This window comes from Sinomonas soli (assembly GCF_054782415.1).
The window spans coordinates 233,741-255,068 of record NZ_BAAGSN010000003.1; the positions used below are offsets into that span (position 1 = coordinate 233,741).

Annotated in this window: 20 protein-coding genes; 14 read left to right on the plus strand and 6 right to left on the minus strand. The window is 72.4% G+C overall.

From position 1 onward, the window contains the following. The first annotated feature begins 194 nt into the window (after positions 1–194). The gene (locus ACYVKZ_RS02230; RefSeq protein WP_460990388.1) at positions 195–734 is read left to right on the plus strand and encodes a hypothetical protein; all 540 of its coding nucleotides are present in this window, start codon (positions 195–197) and stop codon (positions 732–734) included. Positions 735–918: 184 nt separating this feature from the next. Here ACYVKZ_RS02230 and ACYVKZ_RS02235 read toward each other — a convergent pair whose 3' ends face one another. From ACYVKZ_RS02235 to ACYVKZ_RS02255, 5 genes are all read right to left on the minus strand, one after another. Beyond that, positions 919–1,197, minus strand: a complete 279-nt coding sequence (locus ACYVKZ_RS02235) for a hypothetical protein (RefSeq protein WP_460990389.1) — start codon at positions 1,195–1,197, stop codon at positions 919–921. 249 nt (positions 1,198–1,446) lie between these two features. Beyond that, entirely contained in the window at positions 1,447–2,307 is an 861-nt protein-coding gene (locus ACYVKZ_RS02240; protein WP_460990390.1) for a hypothetical protein, read from the minus strand. Between the two features lie 116 nt (positions 2,308–2,423). Beyond that, the gene (locus ACYVKZ_RS02245) at positions 2,424–3,083 is read right to left on the minus strand and encodes a hypothetical protein (protein WP_460990391.1); all 660 of its coding nucleotides are present in this window, start codon (positions 3,081–3,083) and stop codon (positions 2,424–2,426) included. A gap of 4 nt (positions 3,084–3,087) precedes the next feature. Then, the gene (locus ACYVKZ_RS02250) at positions 3,088–3,270 is read right to left on the minus strand and encodes a hypothetical protein (RefSeq protein WP_460990392.1); all 183 of its coding nucleotides are present in this window, start codon (positions 3,268–3,270) and stop codon (positions 3,088–3,090) included. Between the two features lie 117 nt (positions 3,271–3,387). Further along, positions 3,388–3,849 (minus strand): hypothetical protein, encoded by a 462-nt coding sequence (locus tag ACYVKZ_RS02255; protein WP_460990393.1) that lies wholly within the window; start codon positions 3,847–3,849, stop codon positions 3,388–3,390. A gap of 134 nt (positions 3,850–3,983) precedes the next feature. On the opposite strand from ACYVKZ_RS02255, the gene ACYVKZ_RS02260 reads away from it, so the two are divergent. The 12 genes from ACYVKZ_RS02260 to ACYVKZ_RS02315 all read left to right on the plus strand — a co-directional run bounded on the left by ACYVKZ_RS02260 (position 3,984) and on the right by ACYVKZ_RS02315 (position 19,654). Then, positions 3,984–4,907: a LysR family transcriptional regulator gene (locus ACYVKZ_RS02260; protein WP_460990394.1), complete on the plus strand. Its 924-nt coding sequence runs from the start codon at positions 3,984–3,986 to the stop codon at positions 4,905–4,907. A gap of 33 nt (positions 4,908–4,940) precedes the next feature. After that, the gene (ilvD, locus tag ACYVKZ_RS02265; RefSeq protein WP_460990395.1) at positions 4,941–6,725 is read left to right on the plus strand and encodes a dihydroxy-acid dehydratase; all 1,785 of its coding nucleotides are present in this window, start codon (positions 4,941–4,943) and stop codon (positions 6,723–6,725) included. A 295-nt stretch (positions 6,726–7,020) separates the two neighbouring features. Next, positions 7,021–8,895, plus strand: a complete 1,875-nt coding sequence (locus ACYVKZ_RS02270) for an acetolactate synthase large subunit (RefSeq protein ID WP_460990396.1) — start codon at positions 7,021–7,023, stop codon at positions 8,893–8,895. Positions 8,896–8,897: 2 nt separating this feature from the next. Next, positions 8,898–9,410: an acetolactate synthase small subunit gene (gene ilvN / locus ACYVKZ_RS02275; RefSeq protein WP_460990397.1), complete on the plus strand. Its 513-nt coding sequence runs from the start codon at positions 8,898–8,900 to the stop codon at positions 9,408–9,410. Between the two features lie 64 nt (positions 9,411–9,474). Then, on the plus strand, positions 9,475–10,500 hold the full coding sequence (ilvC, locus tag ACYVKZ_RS02280) for a ketol-acid reductoisomerase (protein ID WP_460990398.1): 1,026 nt from the start codon (positions 9,475–9,477) through the stop codon (positions 10,498–10,500). Between the two features lie 136 nt (positions 10,501–10,636). After that, the gene (gene serA / locus ACYVKZ_RS02285; RefSeq protein ID WP_460990399.1) at positions 10,637–12,229 is read left to right on the plus strand and encodes a phosphoglycerate dehydrogenase; all 1,593 of its coding nucleotides are present in this window, start codon (positions 10,637–10,639) and stop codon (positions 12,227–12,229) included. A 135-nt stretch (positions 12,230–12,364) separates the two neighbouring features. After that, a complete protein-coding gene (gene metG, locus ACYVKZ_RS02290; RefSeq protein ID WP_460990400.1) occupies positions 12,365–13,924 on the plus strand; it encodes a methionine--tRNA ligase in 1,560 nt (519 codons plus the stop codon). Between the two features lie 140 nt (positions 13,925–14,064). Continuing rightward, a complete protein-coding gene (locus tag ACYVKZ_RS02295; RefSeq protein ID WP_460990401.1) occupies positions 14,065–15,123 on the plus strand; it encodes an acyl-CoA dehydrogenase family protein in 1,059 nt (352 codons plus the stop codon). Beyond that, complete coding sequence (locus ACYVKZ_RS02300) at positions 15,117–16,499, plus strand: PIG-L family deacetylase (RefSeq protein ID WP_460990402.1); 1,383 nt, start codon at positions 15,117–15,119, stop codon at positions 16,497–16,499. The genes ACYVKZ_RS02295 and ACYVKZ_RS02300 overlap by 7 nt, the downstream gene beginning before the upstream one ends. After that, complete coding sequence (locus tag ACYVKZ_RS02305) at positions 16,496–17,203, plus strand: glycosyltransferase family 2 protein (RefSeq protein WP_460990403.1); 708 nt, start codon at positions 16,496–16,498, stop codon at positions 17,201–17,203. Before ACYVKZ_RS02300 ends, ACYVKZ_RS02305 begins: the two co-directional genes overlap by 4 nt. 115 nt (positions 17,204–17,318) lie before the next feature. Then, positions 17,319–18,371 (plus strand): 3-isopropylmalate dehydrogenase, encoded by a 1,053-nt coding sequence (locus ACYVKZ_RS02310; RefSeq protein ID WP_460990404.1) that lies wholly within the window; start codon positions 17,319–17,321, stop codon positions 18,369–18,371. Positions 18,372–18,541: 170 nt separating this feature from the next. Then, entirely contained in the window at positions 18,542–19,654 is a 1,113-nt protein-coding gene (locus ACYVKZ_RS02315; protein ID WP_460990405.1) for a branched-chain amino acid aminotransferase, read from the plus strand. A 119-nt stretch (positions 19,655–19,773) separates the two neighbouring features. On the opposite strand, the gene ACYVKZ_RS02320 is transcribed toward ACYVKZ_RS02315, so the two are convergent. Further along, entirely contained in the window at positions 19,774–20,406 is a 633-nt protein-coding gene (locus tag ACYVKZ_RS02320; protein ID WP_460990406.1) for an ABC transporter ATP-binding protein, read from the minus strand. Positions 20,407–20,534: 128 nt separating this feature from the next. Here ACYVKZ_RS02320 and ACYVKZ_RS02325 point away from each other — a divergent pair, with 128 nt between their 5' ends. Further along, positions 20,535–21,323, plus strand: a complete 789-nt coding sequence (locus ACYVKZ_RS02325) for a fumarylacetoacetate hydrolase family protein (RefSeq protein WP_460990407.1) — start codon at positions 20,535–20,537, stop codon at positions 21,321–21,323. Positions 21,324–21,328: the final 5 nt, after the last annotated feature.

Consider the following 21,328-nt stretch of genomic DNA (forward strand, 5'->3'; position numbering starts at 1 on the left):
GAGTGCGAGTGCGGGTGATCCTGAAGCTACCGGTGTTACGGCCCAAAGGGCGGAGGCGCGGCGGTCCGGTGTGCCGCGGCCGGCCCCGTATGGGGCGTGCACGGTGGTCAGCGCGACGGGACACGGCCGGTGCACAGCTTCGGCCTGTAGCTTAATTCCCGGCATTGGTAGTTCAGGACATGATGGGGACACAGATGGGACACGGCAACCGGCCCCTTGGTGGGCGCTATGGGATGAACGGTCAGAACCTGCCGGACGGTCGGAGGCTCGTACGACGCGCGCTCTTCGACAGCGTGCAGTCGGCGGCCTTCGCAGCGGATCGGAAGCTGGCGGCGGGGCTCGAGGCGGGGCGCCGCGCAGCCCGGGCGGTCTACACCACAGGAAGGGCGGCCGTGGTGGTTCTGGGACTCGGGCTCGGGCTCCTCGTCGTCACCGACCGGATCGCCCCCGTGGCCGCGGCGCTTCTGGCCCTAGCACTGCTGGTCACGCCCGACCTGCTCGCGCGCTTCCACCGGGCCTGGGAGGCCAGACAGGACGGCGCCCTCGCCGGCCTCTTGGGACGTGACGCCTTCTTCCACCATGCCGGGCCGTGGCTGGCCCCGATTCCCGCGCGGGAGCGGCTGGCGAAGTATCTGGCGCTTCTGACGGCTGGCGAGGTCGCACTCTCGGGCGTGCTGCTGACCTTGGAGGCATCGGACGCCGGACCCCTCGCACTGGTCGCGACCACGGTCTGACGCTCGACGCCGTCAGACAGCAGCGCGGCTCGGGGCCCCGCCGTCCGGAAGCGCTCGCTCAGAGGCGCCTGGCGTCACTGGCCCCTCCACAGGTGGTAGCCGAGGATAAGCAGCGGCCAGGCGACCGTGGCACCCAGCAGGAGGACCCCGCCGGCGGCGACGGCGAGGGCCTTGACGATCGATATCAGTGGATTTCTTCCTTCTCGTGCTGGACGGCGTCCGAGCGGGACGCGTCGTGCCGGACCGGCAGGTCCTCGCGCGTTCCCGACGCCGGGTAGAGGGCCGCACGGGGCTTCCTCGCCGGGCCGGCGGGGAGAGCCAGGCGGCCCGGCAGCTCGGCGAGGTGCCCTCCCCGGTGCCCGAGGCGGAGCTGGCACCTGGACATGAAGCTCGTCTGGTGCACGTCGAGCTCGGCCTCGTAGGTGCAGCGCTGGCCCTCCGGGAGGGTCATTGATTCCGTCACAGAGTGTCCATTCCGTCCGGGTGGCCCGTGGTCCGGGCCACTGCCTTCTGATGGCGCGTCGATGCCACAGGTGTGCGTGGCATGGGTCACACTCTAGGGCGCTGCAGGCCCGTGACGCCGCCTGCGGCGCCGTGTCGCCCCCGCTGCCGGCTCATGACGGCGCGTGCCCCGGCGCCCGCCCGGCCGGCACATGGCTTGCCGGGCAGGAGCGGGCTGCGGGGCTGGACGGGCCTACGAAGCCCGACGGGACTACTGGGTCAGGGGCGTGTTGCCGTAGTTGGCGTGGCACGCACCGCCGGAGAGCACCTCCCCGGGGGTCACCCTGTAGTTGTGGACGGACGGGTTGACGATCACGGTATGGGCCGCACCGTTGGCGTCGGTGAGCTCCGAGCCGCACGCGTCGGCGGCAGCCTGGGTCCCGGAGGAGCCGCCGATCCACACGTCGAGCCAGACAGTGGTGCCGGCAGGGGCGCCGGTGTGGCAGGGGCCGTTCTGCGGCGTGTCCCCGTCACCGCAGGTGTCCTCGACGATGAGGTACTTCTGCAGGTTGGGGACGTAGAGGCGTGTCCCGGCCGGGTAGTCGAGGGTGTCGACGCCCCCGGTGATGGAGTGTCCGACGGCGACCGTCACCGGATCCGCCCAGGTCCCGGTGCCGCCGGCCGTCCGGTGCAGGACGGGGTGGGAGACCGTGGCCGAGCCCGCGGGGGTGTTGTCCCAGTAGCCGTATCCGGTCGTGTACGCGGTGGTGACGAGGGTCCCCGTCTCGTGGACGGCTGCCGGAGCCTTGGGAGCGGGTGCGGGGATCCGCGCAGCGGGGACGGCCGCAGGGGCCGGGGCCGCGGGCCGGTTCGCCGCACCGGCGGCAGCCTGGGCAGCCGGAGGCGGCGCCGGGGCGGAGACGGTGGCAGGGGCGCTCGCCGAGGGCGGCGTCGTGGGCTTGGCGGTGTGCTCCGCCGCGGGCGACTTCGTCGCCGTGGGCGTCGCGTCGGGGGTGGCACTCGCTCCGGCGGAGCTCGGCAGGGCGGTCCCGTGCTGGGCGGCACCCGCGCACCCGGTCAAGGTGAGCAGGAGGGCGGCCGCGGCGGTGGACAGTGTTCTGGCGTGCTTCATGCAGGGTTCTTTCTGGCTCTTGTACTCGAGGGTGGCGCACGGCCCCCCGGTGCGCCAAGTCCTCGAGCGTAGTCGGGCTGCGCCGCGAGGCGAAACCGAGAGTCTGCCCCCGGTGGTCACCGCAGCGCCGGGTTCTCCCCGTAGTTCGCGTGGCACACCTGGCCCGAGAGGACGTCGCCGGCAGTCACCTCGTAGTCGTGGATGCTGGGGTCGAGGATGACGGTGTGGAGGCCCGTCAGCGTCGCCTGGCAGTGCCTGGAGTCCGAGTTGCTGCCCGAGGAGCCGCCGATCCAGACGTCGAACCACACCGTGGCTCCACGGGCGGCGCCCCGCGAGATGTTGTGGCAGGGGATGTCCTGCGGCGTGTCCCCGTCGCCGCACGCATCCTCGACGATGAAGTACTTCTCGAGGTTCGGGATGTACATGCGGGTCCCAGCGGGGAAATCCAGGGTGTCCGCGCCGTTGCTGATCGAGTGGCCCACGGCGATGGTGACGGGATCCTGCCACGTCCCGGTGCCCCCCGCGCTCTGATGCAGGACGGGATTGGAGATGATGGTGGATCCGGGCGGCGTGTTGTCCCAGTATCCGTATCCGGTGATGTACGCGGTGGCGATCACCTTGCCGGACTCCTGCGGCGAGACGGTGCGGGCGGCCGAGGCGGAAGCGGACGGGGAACCGGGGGCCGGGACCGGCCCGGGGCCGGGGGAGCCGGAACAGCTGGTTGCGGCGAGCAGGGCCACAGCAACACCGGCCAGCCTCCGCTGGGTTGCCCGCATGGCCTCAGGCGCCCGGGGCCGGGCGCGGCGGCGCCGGCGCAGAGGGCGGCGCCGGGACCGGCCGCACGAGGGGCGCGCGGCCCCGGTGGCGGCCTCGGCGGGCGGTCGAGCGGTCCTCGCGCAGGACCGTCCACACGGCGAGCGCGAGCAGGATCACACCCGAGACGGCGATGACGACCCAGTCCACGGCAGCCTCCCTGCGAGAGTAGTCGGCAACGGCTGAGGCCATTAGACCCTCGCTCCAGCCTGCCCGTCCAGAGACTTACGGCGGACGCTCACCCAGTGCAGATCCCCGGCCGGCGGACTACAGACCGACCAGGTCGCGCAGGAAGGTCTCAAGGTCAGCGGCATCGTCCTCCTGGGCCAGGGCGACGGCGGAGTCGGTTCCAAGCTCGCAGACCGGCCGCAGCGTGAAGGTGACGACCCTGCCGGTGCTCGTGGCGACGTCGAAGGCGCCCGGGAACGGCTCGGAGACATAGGCCAGATTGGTGAGGTCGATCGTCGTCGGCTGCGCGGTGCCCGAGAGCGTCCCGCGGTCGAACGGGGCGAGGACGAGCTCCACCGGCCGGCGGCGGTAGCCCACCACCAGGCCGGTGGGGACCGGGGCTCCCGGCCGGGGCCCGGAGACCGAGCCGCCGCACTCCGTCACGCACACGAGGTTGTAGTCCCCGTAGTTGGGGATCTGGCTGTCGAAGACGTAATGGAGCGCGGCCTTCAGGGCGCCGTCGGGCTCGGGGGCCCGCCCGGTCGGGGCAGTGCTGCTCACGGTTCTCCTCTCGCCGAAGGCCAGTCTACGTACTCGGCGCCTGCAGGGCGCGTGGCCACGCAGCGCGGACGGCCGCGCGCCCGGTGCCGTGCCCGAGCACCTTCCGGCGGCGCCCGCGCCAGTACCCTGTGCGCATGGACTTCCGCCGACTGCTGCTCCTGAGGGAGCTCGCCGACCGCCGCACCATCGGTGCGACGGCCGATGCGCTCGGCATCACCGCCTCTGCCGTCTCCCAGCAGCTCAAGCTCCTGCAGGAGGAGCTCGGCGTCGTCCTCATCCAGCGGCAGGGGAGGGGCGTCCGCCTCACCGAGGCAGGAGAGGCGATGGCGGCCGCGGCCGCCGGTGTCGCCGTCGCGATGGCCCGAGCCGAGGCCACCGCCGACGGCTACCGCAGGGGTGAGCAGGCCAGGGTGCGCGCGGTGTTCTTCCCCAGCGCGGCCGAGATGTTCCTCCCCGGCCTGCTCGACCGCGTGGCCGAGTGCGAGGGGCTGCGCCTCGAGGCCCGCCTCGAGGACCCGAACGCGCAGGGGTTCGTGGACCTCGCCGCAGACGCCGACCTCGTCCTGGGACACTCCGTCAACGGGCCGGAGGAGTTCCTCCGCGCCGGGCTCGTGGTCGAGCCCCTGCTCGAGGAGCCACTCGACGTCGCGCTGCCGGGCGACCACCCGCTGGCCGCGCAGGACGTCCTCGTGCCCGACGACGTCGCGTCCTGGCCCTGGATCGGCGTGCCGGCGGGCTTCCCTTTCGACACGGTGCTGCGCCAGATCGAGCTGCAGGCCGGGCGCGTGGTCGACCGCGTCCAGCTCATGCCGGACCTGCGGGCCATGGAGGCCCTCGTCCGGGGCGGCCATGGGCTGAGCCTGCTGCCGCGCTTCACGTCCCGCGGGGCCCTGCGCAGCGGCCTGGTCCTGCGCCCGCTGACGGGGGTGCAGGCGCGCCGCAGCGTGGTGCTCCTGGCCCGCGCCGACGTCGCGGCACGGCCCACCGTGCGCTCCGTCATGGACATGGTGCACGCGGAGGCCGAGAGGATCGTCCGCGAGGATGCCGCCGAGGGGTGATCCCCGCAACACCTGCGCCCTAGACTGTGGGCCATGACTGAGCAGAGCCAGGCCCGGCCGGCACAGACAGGCACGGCACAGACCGGCACGTCGCAGACAGGCACGTCGCAGACGGGCGCGGCACCCGCGGATGCAGACGCCAAGCCCCGCAGCCGGGTCGTGACGGACGGCATCCACGCAGCCCCGGCGCGCGGGATGCTGCGGGCGGTCGGATTCGGTGACGAGGACTTCGCCAAGCCGCAGGTCGGAATCGCGAGCTCGTGGAACGAGATCACCCCGTGCAACCTCTCGCTCGACCGCCTCGCGAAGGCCGCCAAGGAGGGGGTGCACGCGGCGGGCGGCTTCCCGATGCAGTTCGGCACCATCTCGGTCTCGGACGGGATTTCCATGGGCCACGAGGGCATGCACTTCTCCCTTGTCTCCCGCGAGATCATCGCCGACTCGGTCGAGACCGTCATGCAGGCCGAGCGCATCGACGGGCAGGTCCTGCTCGCGGGCTGCGACAAGTCCCTGCCGGGGATGCTCATGGCCGCGGCCCGCCTCGACGTTGCGAGCGTCTTCCTCTACGCGGGCTCGATCATGCCCGGGTGGGTCAAGCTCGAGGACGGCACCGAGAAGGACGTCACGCTCATCGATGCCTTCGAGGCCGTCGGGGCGTGCGCCGCCGGGAAGATGTCCCGCGGCGACCTGGACCGGATCGAGCGGGCCATCTGCCCGGGCGAGGGCGCGTGCGGCGGGATGTACACCGCCAACACGATGGCCTCGGCGGCCGAGGCGCTCGGCATGTCGCTGCCCGGTTCCGCCGCGCCGCCGTCGGCCGACCGGCGCCGCGACATGTTCGCCCACCGCTCGGGGGAGGCCGTGGTGAACCTGCTCCGGCGCGGGATCACCGCGCGGGACATCCTCACCCGCGAGGCGTTCGAGAACGCGATCGCCGTGGTCATGGCCTTCGGCGGCTCGACGAACTCCGTGCTGCACCTGCTCGCGATCGCCCGGGAGGCCGAGGTCCGGCTCGAGCTCGAGGACTTCAACCGGATCGGGAACAGGGTCCCGCACCTGGGGGACCTCAAGCCGTTCGGCCGCTACGTCATGTACGACCTCGACCGCGTCGGGGGCGTGCCCGTCGTCATGCGCGCGCTCCTCGATGCCGGGCTGCTGCACGGCGACGCACTGACCGTGACCGGCAGGACGGTCGCGGAGAACCTCGCCGAGATCTCGCCGCCCGACCTGGACGGGAAGATCGTGCGCGCCATGGACAACCCGATCCACGCCACCGGCGGCCTCTCGATCCTCCACGGCTCGCTCGCGCCGCAGGGCGCCGTCGTCAAGACCGCCGGCTTCGACGCCGACGCCTTCGAGGGCACAGCCCGGGTGTTCGAGCGGGAGCAGGCGGCGCTCGAGGCGCTCGACCAGGGCCGGATCACGCCCGGGGACGTCGTCGTCATCCGCTACGAGGGGCCCAAGGGCGGCCCCGGCATGCGCGAGATGCTGGCGATCACCGGTGCCATCAAGGGTGCCGGTCTCGGCAAGGACGTGCTCCTGCTCACCGACGGGCGCTTCTCGGGCGGCACCACCGGGCTGTGCATCGGCCACGTGGCGCCGGAGGCGGTCGACGCCGGCCCGGTCGCCTTCGTGCGCGACGGCGACCGCATCCGCGTCGACATCCCGAACCGCCGACTCGACCTCCTCGTGGACGAGGCCGAGCTCGCGGCACGCCGCGAGGGCTGGTCGCCGATCCCAGCGAAGTTCACCCGCGGCGTCCTGGCCAAGTACGCCAAGCTTGTGCACTCCGCGAGCGAGGGGGCCGTCCTGGGATGAGCGGGATGAGCCGGAGGGCCGCCCCGCAGCCGCGGTATGTCTCACGGTGTGGATGGATGTCCGCATCGTGAGACGGCCTCCGACCAAATTGACACTCAAAACCTCAATTCGCGAGACTGTGGGCATGCAGATCGCCCCGACGAGCATGGTGCTCGATGTCGTCCTTGCCCAGCGCGTGGCTCACTGAGCCCGTCTGGCACGATCTGTCACGCGCAACCCCTCGAAACGCCAGGCGGCCGAGGGGTTGTTTTCGTTGGAGCACACCTTCGCCACGAAGATCCTAAGGAAGAGACTGATGAGCAAAGGAACGCCGATCAGCCCATCGCTGATGGCTTCGAAGCCGTCCGCGGCCAAGGCCGCGGATCCTGTCGACACCGTCGACTCTGCCTCTGCCGTCCTGGGGCCCAACCGTGTTGTTGAGCCCACAGAGATGACTGGATCTGAAGCAATTGTCCGCTCGCTCGAGGAACTGGGCGTGGACGATGTCTTTGGTCTCCCGGGCGGCGCGATCCTGCCGACCTATGACCCTCTGATGGCTTCGAAGATCAACCACGTGCTGGTGCGCCACGAGCAGGGCGCCGGCCACGCTGCCCAGGGGTACGCGATGGTCACCGGCCGTGTAGGAGTCTGTATCGCGACGTCGGGTCCGGGAGCCACCAATCTGGTGACCGCGATCGCCGACGCCCACATGGACTCCGTTCCCCTCGTCGCCATCACCGGGCAGGTCTCGAGCTCGGTCATCGGCTCGGACGCGTTCCAGGAAGCGGACATCGTGGGCATCACCATGCCGATCACGAAGCACTCCTTCCTCGTGACGAAGGCCGAGGACATCCCGCGCACCCTCGCCGAGGCGTTCCACCTCGCCTCCACCGGGCGCCCCGGGCCCGTCCTCGTCGACGTGACCAAGGACGCCCAGCAGGCCAGGACCATGTTCAGCTGGCCGCCCCGGATCGACCTCCCGGGCTACCGCCCCGTCACCCGCGGGCACAGCAAGCAGGTGCGCGAGGCCGCCCGCCTCATCGCTGCCTCGTCCAAGCCCGTGCTGTACGTCGGCGGCGGCGTCATCAAGGCCCACGCCTCGGCAGAGCTGCTCGCCCTCGCGGAGGCCACCGGCGCTCCCGTCGTCACGACCCTCACCGCCCGTGGGGCCTTCCCGGACTCCCACCGCCAGCACCTGGGCATGCCCGGCATGCACGGCTCGGTCGCCGCGGTCACGGCCCTGCAGCAGGCGGACCTGCTCATCACCCTCGGCGCGCGCTTCGACGACCGCGTCACGGGCGTCCTGAGCACGTTCGCGCCGAACGCGAAGGTGATCCACGCCGACATCGACCCGGCCGAGATCTCCAAGAACCGCACCGCGGACGTCCCCATCGTCGGCTCGGTGAAGGAGATCCTCCCCGAACTCACCGAGGCGGTGGCCGGCCTGTACGCGAAGGACGGCACCCCGGACATCACGGCCTGGTGGTCGTTCCTGGACAGGCTGCGCGACGACTACCCGCTCGGGTGGACCGAGCCCGAGGACGGGCTCCTCTCCCCGCAGCGCGTCATCTCGCGCATCGGCGAGCTCACAGGGCCGGAGGGCGTCTACGTGGCGGGCGTCGGGCAGCACCAGATGTGGGCGGCCCAGTTCATCAAGTACGAGCGCCCCCACGCGTGGCTCAACTCCGCCGGCCTCGGCACGATGGGCTACTCGGTGCCGGCGGCGATGGGCGCCAAGGTCGGCAACCCGGACCGGCCGGTCTGGGCGATCGACGGCGACGGCTGCTTCCAGATGACCAATCAGGAGCTCGCGACCTGCGCGCTGAACAACATCCCGATCAAGGTCGCGGTCATCAACAACTCCTCCCTGGGCATGGTGCGCCAGTGGCAGACGCTCTTCTATGACGGCCGCTACTCGAACACCGACCTGCAGACCGGCGCGGACACCCTGCGCATCCCGGACTTCGTCAAGCTCGGCGAGGCCTACGGGTGCGCCTCCTTCCGCGTGGAGCGCGAGGAGGACATCGACACGGTCATCGCGCAGGCGCTCGAGATCAACGACCGGCCGGTCGTCATCGACTTCGTGGTGAGCCCCAACGCGATGGTCTGGCCCATGGTGCCCTCCGGGGTCAGCAATGACCTGATCCAGGTGGCCCGCAATTCCACCCCCGATTGGGAAGAGGAGGACTGAGCATGTCGCGCCACACCCTGTCCGTTCTGGTCGAGGACAAGCCCGGCGTGCTGACCCGCGTCGCGGGCCTGTTCGCCCGCCGCGCGTTCAACATCCACTCGCTCGCCGTGGGGCCCACCGAGGTCGACGGCATCTCGCGCGTCACCGTGGTGGTCGACGCCGAGGGCGATCTCCTCGAGCAGGTCACCAAGCAGCTGAACAAGCTGGTCAACGTCATCAAGATCGTCGAACTGCTGCCGGAGAACTCGGTCCAGCGCGACCACCTGCTGATCAAGGTGCGGGCAGACGCCGTCACGCGCCTGCAGGTCACCCAGGCCGTGGACCTGTTCCGGGCCTCGATCGTGGACGTCTCGACCGATTCCCTCGTCGTCGAGGCCACCGGGACCTCTGAGAAGATCCAGGCTCTCCTCGCCGTCCTCGAGCCCTTCGGGATCCGCGAGATCGTCCAGTCCGGCACGCTCGCGGTCGGCCGCGGCTCCCGGTCCATGAGCGACCGCGCCCTCCGCGCGAGCTGACCCGCGCCGCGGGCCCGGCGCCCGCGGCCGCCCCACACCTCACAACGCAATCAAGGAGAACCAAGTGACAGAGCTGTACTACGACGACGACGCAGACCTCTCGATCATCCAGGGCCGCAAGGTCGCCGTGATCGGCTACGGCAGCCAGGGCCACGCCCACGCCCTCAACCTCCGTGACTCCGGCGTCGACGTCCGCGTCGGCCTCAAGGAGGGCAGCAAGAGCCGCGCGAAGGCCGAGGAGCAGGGCCTGCGCGTCCTGACCCCGCGCGAGGCCGCGGAGGAGGCCGACGTCGTCGTCATCCTCGCCCCCGACCAGGTCCAGCGCCACCTCTACGCCGACGACATCGCCCCGGCGCTGAAGGAGGGCGACGCCCTCGTCTTCGGCCACGGCTTCAACATCCGCTTCGGCTACATCCAGCCGCCGGCCGGCGTCGACGTCATCCTCGTCGCCCCGAAGGCCCCGGGCCACACCGTGCGCCGCGAATTCGTCGCCGGCCGCGGCATCCCGGACATCATCGCGGTCGAGCAGGACGCCACGGGCAAGGCCTGGGACCTCGCCAAGTCCTACGCCAAGGGCATCGGCGGCACGCGTGCCGGCGTCATCAAGACCACGTTCACCGAGGAGACCGAGACCGACCTCTTCGGCGAGCAGGCGGTGCTCTGCGGCGGCGTCTCGCACCTCGTCCAGGCGGGCTTCGAGACCCTGACGGAGGCCGGCTACCAGCCCGAGATCGCCTACTTCGAGGTGCTCCACGAGCTCAAGCTCATCGTGGACCTCATGTGGGAGGGCGGCATCGCCAAGCAGCGCTGGAGCATCTCCGACACCGCCGAGTACGGCGACTACGTCTCGGGTCCCCGCGTGATCTCCCCCGCCGTGAAGGAGTCCATGAAGGAGGTCCTCGCGGACATCCAGTCGGGCGCCTTCGCCAAGCGCTTCATCGACGACCAGGACAACGGCGCCGCAGAATTCAAGGCCCTGCGCGAGAAGGAGGCCGGGCACCCGATCGAGGCGACCGGCAAGGCCCTGCGGGCCCACTTCTCGTGGCAGCAGCAGGACGCCGACTACACCGAGGGCTCGGCCGCGCGCTGACCACCGGCCCCGCAGCGGCGGGCGAGGCCCTCGCCCGCCGCTGCTCCTCTCTGGGCGCGGCCCCCGGCGCCCAGAGGCCCCACCGTTCCGCCCCGACCTGCCCCACCCCTGCCTGATCTTGAGAGGCCCCCGCCCCGTGACCACCAAGCCTGTCGTCCTCCTCGCCGAAGAACTCTCGCCCGCCACCGTCGCCGCCCTCGGGCCCGACTTCGAGATCCGCTACACCGACGGCGCCGACCGCTCCCAGCTGCTGTCCGCGATCGCGGACGTCGACGCGATCCTCGTCCGCTCGGCCACGCAGCTGGATGCCGAAGCCATCGCCGCCGCGAACAAGCTCAAGGTCATCGCCCGCGCCGGCGTCGGCCTCGACAACGTGGACATCAAGGCGGCCACCCAGGCCGGCGTGATGGTCGTGAACGCCCCGACATCGAACATCGTCTCCGCCGCGGAGCTCACGTGCGGGCACATCCTCTCCCTCGCGCGCAACATCCCGGCCGCGAACACCTCCCTCAAGGGCGGGGCGTGGAAGCGCTCCAAGTACGCCGGCACCGAGCTGCTGGACAAGAAGCTCGGCGTGATCGGCCTCGGCCGCATTGGGGCCCTCGTGGCCGCGCGCATGCAGGCGTTCGAGATGGACGTCCTCGCCTACGACCCGTACGTCACGGCTGCGCGGGCCGCCCAGCTGGGCGTCAAGCTCGTGACCCTGGACGAGCTCCTCGCCCAGAGCGACTTCATCACGATCCACATGCCCAAGACCCCTGAGACGGTCGGCATGCTGGGCAAGGACGCGTTCGCGAAGATGAAGAGCACCGCCTACGTCGTCAACGTCGCCCGCGGCGGCCTCATCGACGAGGAGGCCCTCGCGCAGGCGCTCGAGGACGGCCAGATCGGCGGCGCCGGCATCGACGTGTTCGCCAAGGAGCCCAGCACCGACCTGCCGTTCTTCGGCCACGAGAACGTCGTCGTCACCCCCCACCTCGGGGCCTCGACCGACGAGGCCCAGGAGAAGGCCGGCATCTCGGTCGCCAAAAGCGTCCGCCTCGCCCTCGCCGGCGAGCTCGTGCCGGACGCCGTCAACGTGGCCGGCGGCGTCATCGCCCCCGACGTCCGCCCCGGCATCCCGCTCATCGAGAAGCTCGGCCGCATCTTCACCGCCCTCGCGCACGACTCGGTCACCCAGATCGAGGTGGAGGTGGCCGGCGAGATCGCCAACCTGGACGTCAAGTCGCTCGAGCTCGCGGCCCTCAAGGGCGTCTTCACGGACGTAGTGTCCGAGAAGGTCTCCTACGTCAACGCCCCGGTCCTCGCGGAGCAGCGCGGCGTGGCCGTGCGGCTGCTGACCACCACCGAGGCCGAGGACTACCGCAACGTCCTCACCATCCGCGGCCTGCTCCAGGACGGCACCCAGGTCTCGGTGGCGGGCACGCTCACCGGCCCGAAGCAGGTCCAGAAGCTCGTGGGCATCAACGGCTACGACGTCGAGATCCCGATCTCCGAGCACCTCGTGGTCATGTTCTACTCGGACCGCCCCGGTGTCATCGGCACGATCGGCCACATCCTCGGCATGAACCAGATCAACATCGCCGGCATGCAGGTGGCCCGAGCGGACGTGGCCGGCCAGGCCATGGCCCTCCTCACCGTCGATTCCGCGATCCCCTCCACCGTCCTCGAGACGGTCAAGAGCGAGATCGGCGCGACAGTCCTGCGCGAGGTCGACCTCGAGGACTGACCGCCCTGCCGATGCCGGGCACGCACGACGGCGACCCCCACCGCCCGCGGTGGGGGTCGCCGTCGTCCGTGGTCACTTTGGCCGCGTTGCGCGGTGCTTTGGCGGTCCGCCGTGCGAATCCGGTAATTTCTTAGGGTGAGTCCCGCATCTTCGAAGACGCCCTTCTACATCACTACCGCGATCACGTACCCCAACGGGGCCCCGCACATCGGGCACGCCTACGAGTACATCTCCGCGGACGCCATGGCGCGGTTCAAGCGCCTCGACGGCTTCGACGTCTTCTTCCTCACCGGCACGGACGAGCACGGGCTCAAGATCGCCCAGACCGCCGAGCGGGAGGGCCTCACGCCCCAGCAGTTCGTGGACCGCCAGGCCGACGTGTACCGCGAGGTCCACGAGCTCCTCGGCACGAGCTACGACCGGCTGATCCGAACCACCGACGCGGACCACTACGGCGCCGCGCAGTCCATCTGGAAGCGGATGGCGGACGCCGGGGACATCTACCTCGACAAGTACGAGGGCTGGTACTCGGTGCGCGACGAGGCGTTCTACACCGAGGACGAGACCGAGGTGCGCGACGGCGTGCGGTACTCGAAGGAGACCGACACCGAGGTCACCTGGACGGCCGAGGAGAGCTACTTCTTCCGGCTCTCCGCCTACCAGGACCGGCTCCTGGCGTACTACGAGTCCCACCCGGAGTTCGGCGCGCCGCAGTACCGCTTCAACGAGGTCATCTCCTTCGTCAAGCACGGGCTCGAGGACCTCTCCATCTCGCGCACCTCGTTCGACTGGGGCGTCCCCGTCCCCGATGCGCCGGGCCACGTCATGTACGTGTGGGTCGACGCCCTCACGAACTACCTGACGGGCGTGGGCTACCCGGACGTGCAGTCCGAGCAGTTCCAGCGGTTCTGGCCCGCGGACGTGCACATCATCGGCAAGGACATCTCCCGGTTCCACGCCATCTACTGGCCGGCGTTCCTCATGAGCGCCGGCCTCGAGCTCCCGCGGCGCGTGATGATCCACGGCTTCCTGCAGAACAACGGCGTGAAGATGTCCAAGTCGCTCGGCAACGTCGTGGCGCCCGCGGACATGATCGCCCAGTACGGCCTCGACGCGGTCCGCTACTTCTTCCTCCGGGAGGTGCCCTACGGCGCCGACGGCAGCTACAGCCACGAGGCCATCGTGGGGCGCATGAACGCGGACCTTGCCAACAACCTCGGCAACCTCGCCCAGCGCTCCCTCTCGATGGTCGCCAAGAACCTCGACGGCGTGGTGCCCGAGCCGGGGGAGTTCACCGCCGCGGACCGGGCGGTCCTCGACGCCGCGGCAGCCCTGCTGCCCGCCGTGCGGGCGGCCTTCGACCGGCAGGAGTTCTCCCGCGCCCTCGAGGCGGTCTGGACGGTCCTGGGGGACACGAACGCCTACTTCGCCGAGCAGGCCCCGTGGGTGCTGCGCAAGACCGACGCGGCGCGGATGGCCACGGTCCTGTACGTCACGCTCGAGGTGGTCCGCCAGGTGGGCCTGCTCGTCCAGCCCGTCATGCCGGCCTCCGCGGCCCGGCTGCTCGACGTCCTCGGCCAGCCCGAGGGCGAGGCGCGCCAGTTCGCGGCGCTCGACACCCCGATCGCGCCCGGCACCCAGCTGCCCGCCCCGACGCCGGTCTTCCCCCGCTACGAGGAGCCGGCCGGGGTGTGAGGCCCGACGGCGCCGGGCCGGAGAGCACATGGCGGCGCCGGGGGCGGGATCGGGTGCCGGGCCCACTGGCGGCTGACGCCTGACGCCTGACGCCGGCCGGCCGCCGATTCGCGCGCGGCCCGACGGGGTACGGTCCTGACATGGTGTCGATCGACCCCGCGAGGGGACCGTCAGCGGGCGCGGCCGCCGAATCCGCAGCAGGGGAGGACCTCGAGCAGGAGGCGCGGGCCGCCGGGACCGCCTCCGGGCGCTGGCCCGACCGTGCGCTGGGGCTCGCCCGACGGCTGGGCGACGCCGCCCCATTCCCCGGCGAGGGCCGCACGGGCGAGCTGTGGGACGTGCTGGCCGCCCTCGGGGCCGCCGACCTCTCCGTGGCCCGGGTGGTCGAGCCCCACCTCGACGCCCTCGCCATCCTCCACCAGGCAGGCCTCGGCCGGCCCGAAGCCGGCAGCGTGTGGGGCGTCTTCGCCGCGGAGGGCCCCGGAGCCCGGCTCGAGGCGCGCCGGACGGCCGAGGGCTGGCGCCTGCATGGGACCAAGCCCTGGTGCTCGCTCGCCGGGGCCCTGACCCACGCGGTCGTGACCGCCCACACCGGCCCGGACGCCAGGCGCGCGTTCGCCGTCCGCCTGGGGCACCCCGGGGTGGCGGTCCGCGAGGGCGGCTGGCACGCCCTCGGCCTCCCCGGCATCCCGAGCGGCCCTGTCGACTTCGACGGCGTGCCCGCCGAGCCAGTGGGCGAAGACGGCTGGTACCTCGAGCGGCCCGGCTTCGCCTGGGGCGGGATCGGCGTCGCGGCCGTCTGGCACGGCGGAGCCCTCGGCGTGGCCAGGCGGCTGTGGGCCGCGGCCTCGCAGCGGACCCCCGACCAGATCGCCCTCACACACCTCGGCGCGGCCGACCTCGCGCTGGGGACCGCCCGGGCAGTCCTGGGCGACGCCGCCGCGGCCGTCGACGCGGGCCGTGCCGAAGGTGGCGCGGGCGCGCTCTGGGCGCTGCGCGCGAGGGGGACCGTCGCGGCCGCCGCCGAGGCCGTCCTGACAGTCGCCGACCACGCGCTCGGGCCTGCCCCGCTCGCCTTCGAGGCCGAGCACGCCCAGCGGGTCGCGGACCTGCGGCTCTACCTCCGCCAGCACCATGCCGAACGCGATACCGCGGCCCTGGGCCGGTCGCTGCTCGAGGCGGGGGAGCGGCCGTGGTGACCTTCAGCCACCTCGACGCGGGCACTCCCGAGGCCCTCTGGCGCCGCGACCGCAGCCTGGCGGCCGCGCCGCCGCTGGACCTCGCGGGGCTCCGCACCCTCATCGTCCTCGCCGCCCACCCCGACGACGAGACGCTCGGCGCCGGCGGCCTGATCGCGCACGCGGCCCGGTCGGGCGCCACGGTGCACGTGATCGTCGCGACCGACGGCGAGGCCTCCCACCCCGACTCGCCCACCGTCACCCCGGCCCGGCTCGCCGAGGCCAGGCGGCGCGAGGTCCGCGCCGCGGTCGGGGCCCTCGCGCCGTCGGCCACCCTCGACTGCCTCGGCCTCCCCGACGGCGCCCTCGCCGACCGGGGACCGGACCTCGAGCGGGCGCTGGGAACGGCCGTCCGCGCCGCCCTCGGCGAGGCGGCCCACGGAGGGGACCGGGCCGGCGTCGTGCTCGCGGCACCGTGGCGGCGCGACGCCCACCCGGACCACGACGCCGCCGGAGCGGCGGCCGCGGGGGTGGCGGCGGCTGCCGGCGTCGGGCTGCTGGAGTACCCCGTGTGGATGTGGCACTGGGCCGCGCCCGGGAGCCCGCACGTTCCGTGGGCCGAGGCGAGGCGGCTCGAGCTCGCCCCGGCCGTCAGGGACGCCAAGGAGCGGGCCCTCGCCCTGCACGTCAGCCAGACCGCGCCGCTGTCCGCCCACCCCGGCGACGAGGCCCTGCTCGGCCCCGGCATGCAGGAGCACTTCGAGCGCGGCTTCGAGCTCTACTTCGCCTCACCGCGGCGCGACGCCCGGGCGACCTTCGATGCCGTGCATGCCGCGAGCGCGGACCCCTGGAACTTCACGACGAGCTGGTACGAGCGCCGCAAACGGGCCGTCACCCTCGCAGCCCTGCCGGCCGCGCGGTACCGGCGCGCGCTCGAGGTGGGCTGCTCGATCGGGGTCCTCACCGGCGAGCTCGCGGAGCGCGCCGACGAGGTCGTCGCGACCGACGTCAGCCCGCACGCCCTCGAGCGGGCGGCCGAACGCCTGCCGCACGCCGCCGCGATCAGCTGGGAGCACCGCCGCCTGCCGCAGGAGTGGCCCGACGGCCCCTTCGACCTCATCGTCGCCTCGGAGGTGGGGTACTACTTCGGCCCCGAGGAGCTGGAGGAGTTCGTGCGGCGGTGCCTCGGCAGCCTCACGGACGACGGCGCGCTGGTCGCCTGCCACTGGCTCGGCACCATCGACGGGTGGCAGCTCACCGGCGAGGACGTGCACGCGCGGCTGCGCGCCGAGGCGGACCTCGAGGCGGTGGTGCACCACCGCGAGCGGGACTTCCTGCTGGAGGTCTTCGGGAAGCGGCCCGCCGCGTCCGTCGCGCAGCGCGAGGGCCTCGTATGAGCGGCAGGCATGCGGTCTCGGAGGTCGTCGTGGTCATCCCGGCCAAGGACGAGGAGGAGCTCCTGCCGGGGTGCCTCCGGTCGGTCGCGGCGGCTGTGCGCGAGCTCGCGGCGGCGGCACCCCGCGTCCGTGCGGGGGTGACCGTGGTCCTGGACGGCTGCAGCGACGGATCGGCGGACGTCGTGGCGCGGTGGCCCCAGGTCCGGGCCGTCGAGGGCATGGCCGGGAGCGCCGGCGCGGCGCGGCGGCTCGGCGTGCGGCACGCGCTCGCCCGGGCAGAGGCGCGCAGGGAGCGGGTCTGGATTGCCTCGACCGATGCGGACAGCAGGGTCCCGCGGGACTGGCTCGTAGAGCACGTGGCCCTCGCGGAGTCCGGCGTCGGACTCGTGCTCGGCACCGTCGTGCCCGACCCGGCGGACCTCGATCCGGAACGCCTCGCCGCCTGGTACGCGGCCCACCGGCTCGCCGACGGACACGGCCACGTATTCGGGGCGAACCTCGGTGTGCGGGCGGACGTCTACGGGGCGGCCGGGGGATTCCCAGCACGGGCCTCCGGGGAGGATGAGGCGCTCGTCCTGGCCGCGAAGGCGCTCGGCGTTCGCTGGCGTGCCACCGACGCCTGCCGCGTGGTCACCTCGGGCCGGCTGCGCGGGCGGGTCCGCGGCGGCTTCGCCGACTACCTCGCGGCGGCCCTGCCCACCTAGCCCGATCCGTGGGGACCACCAGCAGGGTGCTGCGGCAGGGTAGTCTCGCACCGGCGCGTGTCCGGATTGCGAGACCGCGTGCCCAGCATGTGGATGGCTTCGCTAGGCTGGCACCATGACGCAGACGCAGCTCGACCTCGCAGTGATCCCCGGAGACGGCATCGGCCCCGAAGTGACGGCCGAGGCGCTCAAGGTCCTCCACCGCGCCCTCGAGGGCACCGGCCTCGAGGTCAAGGAGACGCACTACAGCCTCGGCGCGCAGCACTGGCTCGAGACCGGCGAGACGCTCTCCGACGAGACGCTCGCCGACATCCGCGGCCGCGACGCGATCCTGTTCGGCGCGGTCGGCGCGGCCCCCGGCGACGCCCGCATCCCCTCGGGCATCCTCGAGCGCGAGGTCCTCCTCAAGCTCCGCTTCAGCCTCGACCACTGCGTCAACCTCCGCCCCTCGACCCTCTACGCCGGGGTGCCCAGCCCCCTCGCGGCGCCGGGAACCATCGACTTCGTGGTGGTCCGCGAGGGCACGGAGGGCCCCTACACCGGCAATGGCGGCGCGCTGCGCATCGGCACTCCGCACGAGATCGCCACCGAGGTCTCCGTCAACACCGCCTACGGGGTCGAGCGCGTGGTGCGGGAGGCCTTCCGCCGCGCGACCACGCGCCGCAACAAGGTCACCCTCGTCCACAAGCACAACGTCCTGGTCCACGCGGGCTACCTCTGGAAGCGCACGGTCGAGGCCGTCGCGGCGGAGTTCCCCGGCGTCGAGCACGACTACCTGCACGTCGACGCCGCCACGATCTTCCTCGTCACCGACCCGTCCCGGTTCGACGTCATCGTCACCGACAACCTCTTCGGCGACATCCTCACCGACCTCGCCGGCGCCGTCACCGGCGGCATCGGGCTCGCGGCCTCGGGCAACATCAACCTCGATGGCACGGCGCCGAGCATGTTCGAGCCGGTCCACGGCTCCGCCCCGGACATCGCCGGCCAGCAGAAGGCGGACCCCACGGCGGCGATCCTCTCGGCCGCGCTCCTGCTCGAGAACATCGGCCAGGCCGAGGCCGCGGCGCGCATCCAGTCCGCGGTCCGCGCCGACGTCGAGTCCCGCGCCCAGGCCGGCACCCGCACCACGGCCCAGATCGGCGACGCGATCGCCGCGCGCCTCTGAAGCGCGGCTGAAGCGCGGCCCCTGGACCGCGCGACCAGGACGGACGACGCCGGGTGCCCGGCCGCCGTCGTCCGCCCGACTTCCGGCAAGTACGCAGGCGTAAGCTGGTGGCACTGACAGGCTCCGGGCCCCGGCAGCGACGCCATCCGCCCGATTGATGTGGAGGAATCATGACTCAGAACGCCCTCGGCGTTGAATTCGAACGGCGGCTCTCGGCGACCCCGAAGAGCGCCGAGGAGCGCGCGGCCGTCCTGGCGAACCCGGGCTTCGGCGACCACTTCACGGACCACACGGCGGTCATCGACTGGAAGGTCGATGCCGAGGGCAACGGCGGCTGGCAGAACGCACGGATCGAGCCCTACGGCCCCATCTCCATGGACCCGGCCGCCGCCGTGCTGCACTACGGCCAGGAGATCTTCGAGGGGCTCAAGGCCTACCGGCACGCCGACGGCACCGTCTGGACGTTCCGCCCCGAGGCCAACGCGCGCCGCTTCAACAAGTCCGCCCGCCGCCTGGCCCTGCCCGAGCTCCCCACCGAGGTCTTCCTCGAGTCGCTGCGCCAGCTGGTCTCCGTGGACCGCGACTGGGTCCCCTCCGGCGACGGGGAGTCCCTCTACCTGCGCCCCTTCATGATTGCGACCGAGGCGTTCCTCGGCGTCCGCCCCGCCCGCGAGGTCTCGTACCGGGTGATCGCGTCCCCGGCCGGCAACTACTTCGGCGGCGAGCTCAAGCCCGTCTCCATCTGGCTCTCCGAGAACTACGCCCGGGCCGGGCACGGCGGCACGGGCGAGGCCAAGTGCGGCGGCAACTACGCGGCCTCGCTCGCGGCGCAGCTCGAGGCCGAGGCAAACGGCTGCAAGCAGGTGCTCTTCCTCGACCCGACCAACGACTTCGCGGTCGAGGAGCTCGGCGGGATGAACATCTTCTTCGTCTTCAAGGACGGCACCCTCGTCACCCCCGCGCTCAACGGCAACATCCTCCACGGGGTCACCCGCGACTCCGTGCTCCAGCTTGCGGCGGACCGGGGCCTCACTGTCGAGGAGCGCAAGATCACGATCGACGAGTGGCGCCGGGCCGTCGCGGACGGGACCCTCGCCGAGGTGTTCGCGTGCGGGACCGCCGCGGTCATCACGCCGATCGGCGAGCTCAAGACGACCGGCGGCTCGCTCGTCACCCCCGAGGCTGGCCCTGACTCCGTGGCCATGGGCATCCGCGAGCAGCTGCTCGGCATCCAGACCGGCAAGGTCGAGGACCTGCACGGCTGGCTGACCCAGCTGGCCTGAGCCTCCCGGCCCCACCCGGGCTCGGTGGCGCACGACGGCGCGTCCCCGCTTCGGCGGGGGCGCGCCGTCCGTCGTGGGGGAGTGCAGCCGCCCGTGCCCCGGCGGGCCCCGGGCGCTCCTCAGCGGTCGGCGAGGGCCACTGTGGCGCCGGCGGCCGCGGCGACCAGGCCCGCGTCGTGCGAGGCCATGACGATCGCCGTGCCGGAGTCGCGCCGGCGCGCGAGGAGGGGGCCGAGCGCGAGCCTCCGCTCGGCGTCGAGCCTCTGCTCGGGCTCGTCCAGGACGAGCAGCGAGGCCGGCCGGACGAGGGCGAACGTGATGCCGGCGGCCTGGCGCTCCCCGGAGGAGAGCTCCGCGGGGAAGCGGTGCAGGATCCCGGTCAGGCGCAGCGCCTCGAGCACCGGGGCGAACCGGCCGGTGGCCGCCTCCCCGCCCCAGCTGAAGGTCAGGAGCGCCAGGTGCTCCTCGATCGTGAGGTCCTCGTAGAACGGCGGGGCGCCGAGGGCGGACCCGATGTGGGTGCGCTGCCGCCGCGCGAGCGGGCCGCCGTAGGTCAGGGTGCCCGTGGTGGGCGTGTCGCGGCCGAGGATGAGGCGCAGGAGGGTGGTCTTGCCGGAGCCGTCGGGACCGGTCACGGCCACGCACTCGCCAGCCCCCACGGAGAAGCTGACGGGTCCCAGGAGCGGCTCGCCGGCGACCTCCTTCCCGACGGAATCGGCGATCAGGAGGGGTACGTCAGTCGGGGTCGCCACCCGTCCGACTCTAGGGGAGCGGGCGCTGGGCGCCCAAGACGGCCCTCCTGCCGGCCGGGTCCCGGCGCGGTGCAGGCCCGGTCCCCGCACCGACGGGCGGCCCGGGCCGCCGCGGTAGGGTAAGGCCCATGCGCATTGCCCGTTGTGTCAGCATCTCGGCCGCGGACGCGGCCCCCTTCTACGGTGTGGTCCAGGGAGAGCCCGGCCACGAGACGGTCGCCGCCATCAAGGGCGATCCGTTCTTCAACGGCGTCGAGCCCACGGGCGAGACGCACCCGCTCGAGGACGTCCGCCTCTTGGCGCCCATCATCCCCCGGAGCAAGGTGGTCGGGATCGGGCGCAACTACGCCGACCACGCGAAGGAGATGGGCAACGACCTGCCGACCGAGCCGTCGATGTTCCTCGTCGCCAACACGGCCGTGGTGGGCCCCGGCGATCCCGTCGTGCTGCCCGAATGGAGCGAGGAGGTCTCCTACGAGGGCGAGCTCTGCGTGGTGATCGGCCGGATCTGCAAGGACGTGCCCGCGGAGAAGGCCGCGGACGTCATCTTCGGGTACACGGTGGGCAACGACTTCACCGCCCGGGACAAGCAGCGCACCGACCTCCAGTGGGCGCGCGCCAAGTCCTTCGACACCTCCAAGCCGCTCGGGCCGTGGATCGAGACGGACCTCGACGTCGAGGACCTCCGCCTCACCACCACCGTCAACGGCCAGACCAAGCAGGACGGCAGCACCGCGGACATGGTGTTCGGCGTCAACGAGCTCGTCGCCGCGGTGTCCGCCGCGTTCACCCTCCTTCCCGGCGACGTCATCATGACGGGGACGCCGGCCGGCGTCGGCCTCGTGCGCGACGGCGACCGGGTCGAGGTCGAGATCGAGGGCCTGGGCGCGCTCGCCAACCCCGTGGTGCGGCGGTAGCGGGG